This is a genomic window from Ferruginibacter sp. HRS2-29, assembly GCF_024343615.1.
GTDB lineage: Bacteria > Bacteroidota > Bacteroidia > Chitinophagales > Chitinophagaceae > Ferruginibacter.
The window spans coordinates 1-12,734 of the sequence record NZ_RJUB01000020.1 but is presented as its reverse complement, the minus strand read 5'-3'; the positions used below and the strand labels follow the sequence as shown (position 1 = coordinate 12,734).

Here is a 12,734-nt window from a genome sequence, read left to right as displayed (position 1 = left end):
GAAAGTTCGCTCAAACTGAAAGACATCATACATAAAAATGTAGACAATGAATAATATAAAAAATATAGCTCCAAAGAGAATCAACTTCTTAGGGATTCCTGTGGACGTTTTGAGCATGAAAGAAACCATCGATGTGGTGGACAACGCTATCAAAGCCGATGAGCACATCAATCATGTGGTGATCAATGCCGGCAAAGTGGTGTCGATGCAGACGGATAAACAGCTATTCGAAAGTGTGGTGAGTTGTGATCTGATCAATGCCGACGGACAGGCGATCGTGTGGGGAGCAAGGCTGCTCGGCGGTAAATTGCCCGAACGTGTGGCCGGTGCCGACCTGATGCAGGAACTGGTAAAACTTGCTGCGGAGAAAAAATATAAATGTTTTTTTCTCGGGGCAAAAGAAGAGATTGTAAAAAAAGTAGTGGATATCTACACCGAAAAATATGGTGCCGGTATCATCGCCGGCTACCGCAACGGATATTTCAAGAAAGAAGAAGAAGCGGGAGTAGCGAAACAAATTGGCGACAGCGGGGCACAGATGTTATTCGTGGCGATCACTTCACCCAAGAAAGAGAATTTCATGTATGCGCACCGTGACCTGCTGGCAGGTGTCAATTTCACGATGGGTGTTGGCGGCACATTCGATGTGGTGGCAGGGTTCACCAAACGTGCGCCTGTATGGATGCAGAATATCGGGATGGAATGGTTCTACCGGTTTGCGCAGGAGCCGAAACGTATGTGGAAACGTTACCTGGTGGGCAATTCGAAGTTCATTTATCTTGTATTGAAAGCGAAGGGCAAACAGCTCTTCTCTTCCAAAAAAGCATCCTGAATACATATGCATGACCAACGATCATAACTATTTAACAACCGGATCTTAAGGTAATAACAATTACCAAAAACTATTATGCTTTTTAATTCTATCAATTTTGCCATATTCTTACCGATCGTTTTCGTGCTGTATTGGTTCGTTACGAATAAGAATCTGAAGCTGCAGAATATGCTCCTGCTCGTGTCGAGCTATTTTTTCTATGCCTGCTGGGATTACAGGTTCCTTTTCCTGCTCATGTTCTCCACCCTGCTCGATTATTTCACAGGTATAAAAATGCACGAGGCCAAATCGAAGACGAGTAAAAAGATCTGGTTCTGGCTCAGCATCGGTATCAATCTCGGCTTTCTCGGGTTCTTCAAATATTACAACTTCTTCGTCCAGTCGTTCGCCGATATGCTCGAAATGACCGGCCTTCACATAAACATCTGGACGCTCAAAATAATTTTACCGGTAGGTATTTCCTTTTATACTTTCCATGGATTGTCGTACGTGATCGATATTTATAAAGACAGGATCAAGCCTGAAAAGAATTTTTATGAGTATGCGGTCTTCGTAAGTTTCTTCCCGCTGCTGGTGGCAGGACCAATAGAACGTGCCACTCACCTGCTGCCACAAATAAAAAAAGAAAGACAGTTCGATTACGCCAAAGCAGTCGATGGTCTGCGACAGATCCTGTGGGGTTTGTTTAAAAAAATTGTGATCGCCGATATGTGCGCCGAATATGCCAACGCTATCTTCGCCGGCTCGCATGGCTACAATGGAAGCACACTTGTATTGGGTGCGCTCTTTTTCACATTCCAGATCTATGGCGATTTCTCGGGTTATTCCGATATCGCATTGGGTGTGGCCAGGCTCTTCGGCATCGAATTGCTGCGCAACTTCGCCTTCCCGTATTTCTCCCGCGACATTGCCGAATTCTGGCGCCGCTGGCATATCTCCCTGTCCACCTGGTTCAGGGATTACCTGTACATACCTCTCGGAGGCAGCAAGGGCGGCACTTTGAAGAAAGTGCGCAACACATTCATCATCTTCATCGTAAGCGGCTTCTGGCACGGCGCCAACTGGACGTTCATCATCTGGGGTTTCCTGAATGCCTTGTATATCATGCCGTCGATCTTGTTCAACACCAACCGCAATAATCTTGACACCGTGGCCAAGGGAAAAATATTCCCGACCATTCGTGAACTCATCAGCATGATCGTCACGTTCAGCCTTACCGTACTGGCGTGGATCTTCTTCCGGGCCGATAATGTTTCGCATGCGATCGATTATGTTTCACGGATATTTTCTTCCTCGCTTTTTGTGATGCCGAACAAGAAACCTTTTCTTGCTACCAAAGCGCATCCGGGTGTGGGACTGGCACTTATTTTATTTTTCATCGTCATAGAATGGATGGGCAGGGAACAACAATATGCACTGGCAACACTTGGTAAAAGCTGGCACAGGACATTCCGCTGGGCATTTTATTACCTCCTCATCATCGCTATTTTCCTGTTCATAGGTAAAGAGCAACAATTCATCTATTTCCAATTTTAAACAATGAAAAAATTCTTATTAACGATAGTACTTTTTGGCGTTGTCTTTTTCATTGTAGACAAAGGGTTGATCCTGCTGCGCAATGCCGCACCGGCGAAAGAAGCAGACAAACGACTGGAGATGATCCTCAACGGGCAGATCAATGCCGATGTGCTGATATACGGCTCATCCCGCGGCGCCAGGGATATCCTGGCCACACAATTGGGCGATTCTTTGCACCGCACCGTATACAATCTTTCGTACCCGGGATCAGGCATCAGCTTCCATGAATTTTTGCTCAAAGAAACATTGAAGAAGAAGAATAAAAAACCTTCGCTGGTTATTTTAAGTGTAGATGATCCCGCGGAACTACAGGAAAATACCAATCTCAATTTCAGGCTCGACCGGCTGTATCCGTTGGTAAAATATCCGGAAGTGCGGGACGTGCTGGTAGAACAGGGACATAAGAATTTTCTGCTGTCGGAGTTGTTCATCGTACACCAGCTCAACATCAGCAACTTCGACCTGGCACAGAAAAAATTCAAGCCGATCGATACTTTACGTGCTGATGGATCGATGCCGATATCGTTTGTGGATGCACGTTTCAGCCACAAATTCCTGAACGACACCACTTACTATGACGTAAAAAAAGAGCTCGAACCACAACGCCAGAGTTTTTTGAATTTCATCGATATCTGCAAAAAAAACAACATTCCCCTGTTAGTTATTTGCACACCAAATTTTTACAAACCAACCGTCGGATTTTTCGACCGCATGAAATCACTGGTAGGCAACAACGCTAATTTCATGGTGTATGATACCGTGAAGAATGAATATGCACAGCATGAAGAATATTTCTCGGATGATGTGCACCTGAAAATCAATGGGGCTGTCATTTATACTAATGAATTGGCGGATTACATCCGTCAAAATAATCTTATAAAATAAGACTTACGACTAAAAAATAAAAACTGATTTATGCTTATAACCATCGTAGCAGGCGCAAGGCCCAATTTCATGAAGATCGCCCCCATCATCAAAGCCATCAACGCGGCTAAGGAAAAAGGCAAGGCAGTCGGATTCCGCCTGGTACATACCGGCCAGCATTATGATAAAAAAATGAGTGGCGATTTTTTCGAACAACTCGGCATCCCCGACCCACACACGAATCTCGAATGTGGTGGTGGCTCTCAGGCGGAGCAAACGGCAGCCATCATGGTGAAATTTGAAAAGGAGATCATCGCCCATAAACCAACTGTAGTATTGGTGGTGGGGGATGTTACTTCTACCATGGCCTGCACCATTACTGCAAAAAAATTATGCATCGATGTGGTGCATGTGGAAGCGGGCATCCGCTCCGGTGATATGACGATGCCGGAAGAGATCAACCGCATCGTAACGGATTCTATCTGCGATCATTTTTTTACCACTACAGAAATAGCCAACAAACAACTGGCAGCGCAACAGGTTCCGCAAAGCGCCATCCATTTTGTAGGTAATACGATGATCGATACTTTGTACCAGAATCTTGAAAAAATAAAACAACCTTCATTCTGGCCGGAATTGCAACTTGCCCCGGGCAATTATTTCCTGCTCACGCTGCACCGCCCCTCGAATGTGGATGACGGCGAAAAATTAAAGCGTATATTGGAAGCGGTGATCAGTTCTACTGCCGGAGTTCCCATTGTTTTTCCTGTACACCCCCGCACACGGCAGATGATGGATAAATTGCAGATGGATACCAGCAAACTGCTCATGATCGATCCGCAGGGTTACCATGAATTCATTTACCTGGTAAAAAATGCGAAAGGTATCATCACCGATTCGGGTGGTATCACCGAAGAAGCTACCGTGTTGCACATTCCATGTCTTACCATGCGCAACTCTACCGAAAGGCCCGAAACGGTTACGATGGGCACAAACGAGCTCGTTGGTGACGACCTCGATAAATTATCAAAATACCTGCAGCAGATACTTGCAGGTGAATGGAAAAAAGGAGATATCCCGGCTTACTGGGATGGCAAGACCTCCGAAAGGATTGTAGAAATACTGGACAGCCTGTACAACAAATAAACGAATACGTATCACCAAAACAACTTACAACTGCCTGGCAAATGAACAAGCAATTTAAACGATACCTTCAATTCACACTGATCGCACTTGACCTGTTCATGTTGAACCTGGCGTTCTTTATTTCGAAGATGATCTTCGACCAGGGTATCACTACAAAATTCTTTTCGGCATACCTTGCCTTCTGGCTTTTCCTGAATACGTTTTGGGTGATCCTTTCCTTCATCCTCGGGTCATATACGGAAAGGGTGATCCTGCATTTTGAATCATTCACCAAAAGAACGGTACAGATCTATATCATCTGGATCGTGTTCCTTTTCTTTTACCTGTTCTTCTCCCGGGAAACCGAAGTATCACGGCTCTTCATCCTGGCCACGATCATAGCATTCGGCACGGCGCTGCTTTTCAACCGTTTTCTTTACGTAGGGATAAAACATTTCATCCGCAGGCAGGACTCGCTGTTCAACAACGTGATCATCATCGGGTATAATGAAACTGCCAAAAAACTGGCCGAATATTTTTCAGAAGAAGGGATCAATACACATCTGCTGGGCTTCGTGGAAGATCCGAAAAATGTAATGGAACTTTCGCCTTATCCTATTCTCTGCGGAATGGACGACGTGATAAAAGTATCGAAAGAACTGGATGTGCAGGAGATCTATTGCACTATCACACCGGAGCAAAACGACTCCATTTATACCCTGATGCGGGAAGCCGAAAACGAAGTGATCCGTTTCAAAGTGGTACCCAACCTTTCATTCTTTTTCAGCAAGCCGGTGATCATCGATTATATCAAAGACCTTCCCATACTTTCTTTGCGCAGCGAACCATTGGAAGACGTTGGCAACCGCGTAAAGAAAAGAGCGTTAGACGTTACCGTTAGCCTGCTCGTGTGCATATTCTTTTTATCATGGATGATACCGTTATTGGGTTTACTGATCCTGATAGAATCACGCGGGCCGATATTTTTCTCACAGATGCGTACGGGCAAGAACAACAAGATGTTCAAGTGTTATAAATTCCGCAGCATGACGGTGAATAAGGATTCCGATTCGGTGCAGGCCACCAAGAACGACCGCCGTGTGACGAAGATCGGTAAGATCATCCGCAAGACGAGCCTTGATGAGTTCCCGCAATTCTTCAACGTGCTTAAAGGCGAAATGAGCCTCGTGGGCCCAAGGCCGCACATGGTGAAACATACCAATGACTATTCAAAGATCGTAGACCAATATATGATACGCCAGTTCCTGAAACCCGGCATCACAGGCTGGGCGCAGGTAAACGGCTTCAGGGGCGAGATCAGCAACCCGAAACAGATTGAACTGAGGGTGAAACATGATCTGTGGTATCTCGAAAACTGGAACGTGTGGCTCGATCTGCGCATCATGTTCCTTACGGTGTACAATGTGTTTAGCGGGGAAAAGAATGCATACTAGTGAATGGTGAATAGTGAATAGTGAATGGTGAATGGTGAATGGTGAAATCTTCGAGAGGTCATTAGTAATTGGAAGAGCAAGAAAATGGTGGTCGGTGGTCGGTGGTCTGTCGTCGGTCGTCAACCTTAAATTCGTGTAATTCGTGTAATTCGATAAAATTCGTGTAATAAAAAAATATGGACTTCTTCAATTCAAAATACATCCTCAGCAATAAGCGCTACGGCTGGATCGATTACGACCGCGGTATCAGCATCATCCTCGTAACCTATCGTCATTGCTTCGAAGGACTGCTCCGTTCGGGAATAAAGCTGGAAGACTATCCTTTCATCGCCTATATCAATACATTTTTCTTTGGCTTCAGGATGCCGTTGTTCTTTATCGCTTCGGGTATTTTCATTTCAAGAAGTATTGCCAAAAGAGGTTTGTCGCCCTACCTGGGCAACCGTGTAAAAACGATCCTGTACCCGATGCTCGTGTGGGGCTGCATACAACTTTCGCTGCAGCTCGTCATGAGTGATTATACCAATTCGGATATGTCGTTCCGCAATTACCTCGACCTCATCATTTACCCCCGGGTCAACGGACAATTCTGGTACCTCAACGCATTATTTTTTGTGGGGGTTATTTATTCTTCCCTGAAGGTGCTGGCAAAATTCAAAGTGGCGCATCAGCTCGCACTCGGACTCGCCTTGTATTTCACGCTGGCCTACCTGCGTTACCTGCGGCCGGAGCAAACAGAAGCTGACCTGGGCGCACTGATGGATATCATGCAATATTATTTATTCTTCGCCATCGGTGATCTTATCTCCGGATTCCTGCTGAGTGAAAAAGCGGCGAAATTATTTTCTTCCGCAAAATTATTATTGCCACTTATTGTCGCGTTCATCGTGATACAATATTTCTTTACGGATATCAACCATCGCTTTGGCGATTACCATGTAGAACGCAGTATGCCTTTATTCTTTTTGCTGGTGGCATTGGTTGGTTGTACTTTATCCATCTGCGTTTCCTTCGCATTAAAAAAACGTGGATCGGCACAATGGTTGCGGGTAGTGGGTTACAACTCTGTACACATCTATTGCCTGCAGATCATCGCGATGTCGTTGCTAAGGATCGTAATGACTAAATTCCTGCACATTGAACATCCCTTGATATTGATGCCGGTGATACTCGCATTCGGATTGATAGCGCCGATGATCTTCTACAATATCTGCCTGCGGTTAAATCTTTGGTGGTTGTTCACCTTAAAACGCCCGGATGAAGAAATTGAATATTTGAAGAACAAGTCAATAGTGAATAGTCAATAGTCAAACCTTCGAAGGTTTGAAATAAAATGGCAAGGCTATAAGATCACCAGGTTTTTGATAAGTGATATAAAATAAGTTTTGATTAAAAACTTTAAAAACTGCCAGTTCTTAACAACCTGCAAAGGTTTGACTATTCACTATTGACTATTCACTTATTCAACCGACCAACCCACCCGTCAGCACCAGAAATATCTGCATCAGCCATCTCGCCAGTTTTTCATTGTGTTTAAATAATACCGCATAAAAAGCATTTTCCAGTTGCGTTGCAAATGCCGGTGTCACCGGAATGGCCGAACCCGTAAGGTGGCTTTCTGTAAATGCTCCTGAAAACTGTACGGTTGAACCTGCCTTCCTTCCTTTGGCCGCAGGCGTTAATTGGTAATTCCATTGAAGCGGATCTTTTGAGCCGGTGTTTTGAAAAACAGGTTGCGTGCTGATCAGTTCGGAAGCAGATAATTTAAGATTGGAAGTGCTGCCATTCTTAAATTCGTACACATTATTTTCATGGGTGAATTTTTTCGTATCCACTTTATCCGTGGTGATGTTGATACCCGAACTCAGGTAAAACACATTGTTCTGGATATTGAAAACCGTTTCGGCTTCAGGCTTGCCGTTGAAGAGAAAAAGCGCCACATCCTTATACCGGTTTTCTGTATCGATAATAGTATTATTGAAGTATTGAATATTGGAGGCCTGGATGGCGAATGTGCCTGAAATATTCACCCAGGTCAGCCCGCCATTGTTGATGAGTACATTATTGGCGATCAGGTTATCCTGTGCCATTCCGCCACTACCACTGCCGATCTCCATCACGCCGTTGCAATCGATGATGGTATTGTACATGATCCTGTTGCGGCTGGACGAACCAAAAGATTCCAGGGCACCGCCGCTGAAGCCATAGTCATAACTCTCTGCCCAGTTGCCACTGAAAAAATTATGCGTGATCAGGTTATCATTCCCTGTTATCGTTACACCGTTGGCGCCATAGTCATCATCATTTTCCGGGAATTTATCGCCGAAGGTATTACGTACATTTTTCAGGTCGGTAAACCTGCAGGAATCCACGGTATTGGAGTCGCCTACCAGCACGATGCCCATCCCGATATTCGCCATGGTGCAATTTCTTACAATACAATGGTTGCTGGTGGCATCGCCATAACTGCCAAAGTTGAATGCGATGGCACAATAAGCCGGCGACACTTTATCTTCTTTCGGAAAGCGCTGATCGGTAATATCGAGCCCATCGAAAATGATATAATTCACCCCGGCTACCATGAACAGCACTTTTTTGGCAGGGTCTTTTTCAAAATCCGAATGGTATTGAAAGACCGGTTTGGCCCCGGTGCCATAAGCCCCGAAAGTGATGGGGGCATCTTTAGCGCCCGATGGCGCCTTATTACCAAAAATACTGGACCAGGTAAGTGTGCCGGTGAAATTATCGCCCCTTTTAAAAAGGATCTTATCGCCGGGTTTCATCAGGCCGCTGTTGGCTGCTATCTGTACCCGCTGCAGCGTTTGCCAGGAAGAGGATGGGGACATTCCGTCGTAGCGGTTGTTGCCGGTATTGCTCACATAGTAAGTAGTGGCGTAAACGCCGGTGGCCAACAAAATGAAGTATAGGGACAAAATCAATCGCATGTATTTTCGTTTAACAGATTTATTATTACACGAATTTGAGCGAATTACACGAATTAAAGGCAGTTTATAGCCAGATAACCATCTTTTAATTGGTGTATTTCGTGTAATTCGCTCAAATTCGTGTAATCAAAACTATCGCATGCTTTTTAATTCGCTCAATTTTGCCCTCTTTCTTCCCATAGTATTCGCACTCTATTGGATGGCCAAAGGAAAACTACAGCTGCAGAATATCCTGCTCATGGTAGCCAGTTATTTCTTTTATGCGTGCTGGGATTACCGTTTTCTTTTCCTGCTGGTATTCTCTACCCTGCTGGATTACTACACCGGCCTCAAGATGGCCGATGCGCCCAATACTTCCAGGAAAAAATTCTGGTTCTGGTTAAGCATCGGTGTCAACCTCGGGTTCCTGGGCATTTTTAAATACTATAATTTCTTTGCCGAATCTTTTGCCGAAGCGCTGGCGATGGTAGGTGTCAAAACAAATTTCTGGGTATTGAAAGTGATCCTGCCGGTAGGTATCTCCTTTTATACTTTCCATGGGCTGTCGTATGTAATAGATATTTATAAGGACCGCATCAAACCCGAAAGAAATTTCGTGGATTATTCACTCTTCGTTTCCTTCTTCCCATTGCTGGTAGCAGGCCCCATAGAAAGGGCTACGCATCTTTTACCGCAGGTAAAAAAACAGCGTTACTTCGATAAGGCAAAAGCAATTGACGGGCTGAGACAGATCTTGTGGGGGCTTTTCAAAAAGATCGTGATCGCCGATAATTGTTCCACCTACGCCAATATGGCCTTCGATCACAGTGCCGGTACATCGGGAAGTACCTTGCTGTTGGGCGCACTGATGTTCACTTTCCAGATCTATTGCGACTTCTCCGGTTATTCCGACATTGCCCTGGGAACCGCACGGTTATTCGGTTTCGACCTGTTACGTAATTTCAACTTCCCTTATTTTTCCCGCGACATCGCCGAATTCTGGCGCCGCTGGCATATCTCGCTTTCTTCGTGGTTCCGCGATTATCTGTACATCCCGCTGGGTGGCAGTAAGGGCGGCACCCGGATGAAAGTGCGCAATACCTTCATCATCTTCCTGGTGAGCGGTTTCTGGCATGGCGCCAACTGGACCTTCATCATCTGGGGGCTGCTGAATGCCTTATACATCATGCCTTCCATTTTATTCAACACCAACAGGAACAATCTCGATACGGTGGCACAGGGAAGAATACTCCCTTCGCCCAAAGAGCTTTTTTCGGTGATACTTACTTTCACGCTCACGGTATTGGCGTGGATATTTTTCAGGGCGGAATCGGTGCATGCAGCATTCGATTACCTGGGCGGCATTTTCCATTCATCGTTGTTTACCGTACCGAAAGACCTCAACCTCAGCCTGCTCGCCATCGTGGCCGTATTCATGGGCATGGAGTGGCTGCAGCGTACGAAAGAACATGCGTTGCAATTTGAACCAAGCGGGTCGCAGCTTAAGTTCTACGGAATCGCTACACTCAATTGTATCGTCATATGGGCCATCATACTGTGGGGTTCATTCGGCGAAAAATCATTCATTTATTTCCAATTCTGATCCCATGCTGAAAAAAATAATATGCTGTATCGCGATATTCGTCATCACCGGTGAACTGCTGATCCGTTTCGACGAGCGTTTCAAACTGATGGAAAGCACGCAGGTGGTAAAGATCAGCACGAGCCTTGAAGTGACGCCGGAATTTGAAATGGTGAAAAACAATTCCATCGATCTACAGGGAAATAATCTAAGGGTGATGGTCATCGGCGATTCTTATATTCATGGCGGGGGGATCGAATTCAGCAAGAACTTTTCCCAGCAATTGAAAGGCTCGCTTAGAAGTTCCAACACCGGCTTTGACGAAGTGTATGTACTGGATGTATCAAAGGCTTCATCCAACAATTTTGACAACACCCAGACTTATTACCAGTTTGTAGATAAGTTCAGGCCACAGCTTGTCATTCTCGGGTATAACTATAATGATGTGATGGGTGAACTCGATAAAAAAAGAGATACTACCACGATAGAAAATTTTGAAAAGATCGCGGCCTCATCGGCAGAGAAAAGATCGGTGGCCAAAAAGATCTATGATGTGTTGTACCAATCGAGTTTCATACAATTCACGCTTTCCAATCTGCATACACAGTTGAAGGCACGTGGTATCATTTTCCCCAACAGTGCATTCAGCCTTATTCTGCGATCTTATTCCGAAGACAAGCCGAACTGGGAAAAATCAAAATCATTGCTGCAGGAAATGATCGATGATGCAAAGAGCAAAAACATCCAGTTGCTCGTTTTGAAATTCCCGGAAATAAACCTGCTGGAATATCCGAACTTATTCACCAAAGCGGATGATGCATTGCTACATTTTTTTACGCAATCGCCGCAGGTGAAGTATGTCAACGGGCTCGATATTTTCAAAGGTGAAAGTTCCAAAGACAATATCCTTTCCAGGTATGATGGCCATCCGAATGAGCGGGCGCACAAAAAAATGGCGGACAGTATTTTTGTCATCGTAAAAGGAATGCCGTTTGTGAGCGGGAAGATGAAGTAGTTTATTTCAGCGCCCCGTTCTTGAGGTTTTCCATTAGCTCCGATATACGAATACACAAAGCAATTTCTCTGCATAATGCACCTGGTACATTCATTTACAATCCTTACCTACGGCACGTTCCGGCTTTTGCTAATATTTGGGCTACCAACATATTATCCCTACGGAACATACAACATTCGCTCACCTTACTAATGTTCATAAAAATACATAAACATACAGGCATCCTACCTAAGTAAATTTCCACCTTACAACTCATTGTTCCGTAGGAACATCGCATCGGCAGACCAAAACAAAACCGGGGTGATCCGTACGGTAGGTACGGCTTGTGAAAATGAAGAAATATTAATGCGATGTTATCAGGCAATGACAATGCTCCTCAGCTTCGATGTTCATAATAAATGTTCTGTATTTTCCGAAGCCGGAACCCTGCAGTACAAAACAAGAAACTCCCGGCTTTCACCGGAAGTTTCTTAAGTCATGGGGAAAAAAGCAAGATTTAAACCTCTTTATTAACGGGCTTTTACAAGCCTGATTGTTTCTACTTCTGTACCCTGCTGAACCCTCAGGATATAAGTGCCTTGAGTGAATTCCCTGCCGAAGGTATTGATGTCATTCGCTTTACCATTAGTCTGGTATACTTTCTGGCCAGCCATGTTCATTACAACCATTGTAATGGGATCGTTAGTGTTATCAGTTTCGATCTTCACCCTGAAGTCTGAAATGGAGGGGTTACCCAAAGCTGTCAGGTAGATCGCGTTACACCTTCTCCTTGATTCGCTGATCACTGCACGGGTCGATACCGTCCTTTGAGAAGCATCTTTTACGGTAACGGTATAAGTGCCTGCTGCCAACCTGGTGAATACGTTGTTGGTTCCGAATGTACCGTTATCCAGCTGGTAAGTATACGGACCAAATCCGCCCCTTGCTTCCGCTTTGATATAACCGGTGTTAGATCCCCTGCAACCAAAACCACCAGAGTTTACGATGAGTCCCAGATCAGTAATTACGTCCGGTTCGCTGATGGTGAATGATTTTGTGCCGGTACATCCTTTTGAATCTTTCACAGTAACCGAATAAGTACCTGCAACAAGGTTGCTGAAGGTATTTCCTGACTGGTAAGCGCCATCATTCAGTTTGTAAGTGTATGGTGCAGTACCGCCGGTTGCAGTAACAGTTGCAGAAGTTGTACCTCCGTTTACAGCGATCGTACCCGGAGCTACTGATACGCTGATGGCAGTTGGCTGAGCGATAGTAATGGTCACATCATCCGCTGCACCATTGGCATCCGTTACAGTAAAGGTATAAGTGCCTGCTGCTTTGGTGAAGCTACCCGTACCAGTGTATGGTGCTGTACCGCCGG

10 protein-coding genes are annotated in these 12,734 nt (G+C 45.0%); 8 read left to right on the top strand and 2 right to left on the bottom strand.

Features of this window, described 5'->3' with window-relative positions:
- Nucleotides 1-46 precede the first annotated feature (46 nt).
- The 6 genes from EGI32_RS08540 (at nt 47) to EGI32_RS08515 (ending at nt 7,160) form a co-directional block, all read left to right on the top strand.
- On the top strand, nt 47-832 hold the full coding sequence (locus tag EGI32_RS08540; RefSeq protein WP_255154973.1) for a WecB/TagA/CpsF family glycosyltransferase: 786 nt from the start codon (nt 47-49) through the stop codon (nt 830-832).
- Nucleotides 833-907: 75 nt separating this feature from the next.
- Entirely contained in the window at nt 908-2,368 is a 1,461-nt protein-coding gene (locus tag EGI32_RS08535; protein ID WP_255154972.1) for an MBOAT family protein, read from the top strand.
- Nucleotides 2,369-2,371: 3 nt separating this feature from the next.
- Nucleotides 2,372-3,295: a hypothetical protein gene (locus EGI32_RS08530; RefSeq protein WP_255154971.1), complete on the top strand. Its 924-nt coding sequence runs from the start codon at nt 2,372-2,374 to the stop codon at nt 3,293-3,295.
- Nucleotides 3,296-3,325: 30 nt separating this feature from the next.
- Entirely contained in the window at nt 3,326-4,420 is a 1,095-nt protein-coding gene (gene wecB / locus EGI32_RS08525; RefSeq protein WP_255154970.1) for a non-hydrolyzing UDP-N-acetylglucosamine 2-epimerase, read from the top strand.
- Nucleotides 4,421-4,461: 41 nt separating this feature from the next.
- Nucleotides 4,462-5,853, top strand: a complete 1,392-nt coding sequence (locus EGI32_RS08520; protein WP_255154969.1) for an undecaprenyl-phosphate glucose phosphotransferase — start codon at nt 4,462-4,464, stop codon at nt 5,851-5,853.
- 176 nt (nt 5,854-6,029) lie between these two features.
- Nucleotides 6,030-7,160 carry an acyltransferase gene (locus EGI32_RS08515; RefSeq protein WP_255154968.1) on the top strand — a complete coding sequence of 377 codons (1,131 nt, stop codon included), beginning with the start codon at nt 6,030-6,032 and terminating at the stop codon, nt 7,158-7,160.
- A 156-nt stretch (nt 7,161-7,316) separates the two neighbouring features.
- Here the strand turns inward: EGI32_RS08515 and EGI32_RS08510 are convergent, their stop codons facing one another.
- Nucleotides 7,317-8,798 carry a hypothetical protein gene (locus EGI32_RS08510; RefSeq protein ID WP_255154967.1) on the bottom strand — a complete coding sequence of 494 codons (1,482 nt, stop codon included), beginning with the start codon at nt 8,796-8,798 and terminating at the stop codon, nt 7,317-7,319.
- A 139-nt stretch (nt 8,799-8,937) separates the two neighbouring features.
- On the opposite strand from EGI32_RS08510, the gene EGI32_RS08505 reads away from it, so the two are divergent.
- Nucleotides 8,938-10,380 carry an MBOAT family protein gene (locus tag EGI32_RS08505; RefSeq protein ID WP_255154966.1) on the top strand — a complete coding sequence of 481 codons (1,443 nt, stop codon included), beginning with the start codon at nt 8,938-8,940 and terminating at the stop codon, nt 10,378-10,380.
- Nucleotides 10,381-10,384: 4 nt separating this feature from the next.
- The gene (locus EGI32_RS08500; RefSeq protein ID WP_255154965.1) at nt 10,385-11,374 is read left to right on the top strand and encodes an SGNH/GDSL hydrolase family protein; all 990 of its coding nucleotides are present in this window, start codon (nt 10,385-10,387) and stop codon (nt 11,372-11,374) included.
- Between the two features lie 509 nt (nt 11,375-11,883).
- Here EGI32_RS08500 and EGI32_RS08495 read toward each other — a convergent pair.
- Nucleotides 11,884-12,734, bottom strand: an 851-nt coding sequence (locus tag EGI32_RS08495; protein ID WP_255154964.1) for a T9SS type A sorting domain-containing protein, incomplete at its 5' end; no start/stop codon positions are given.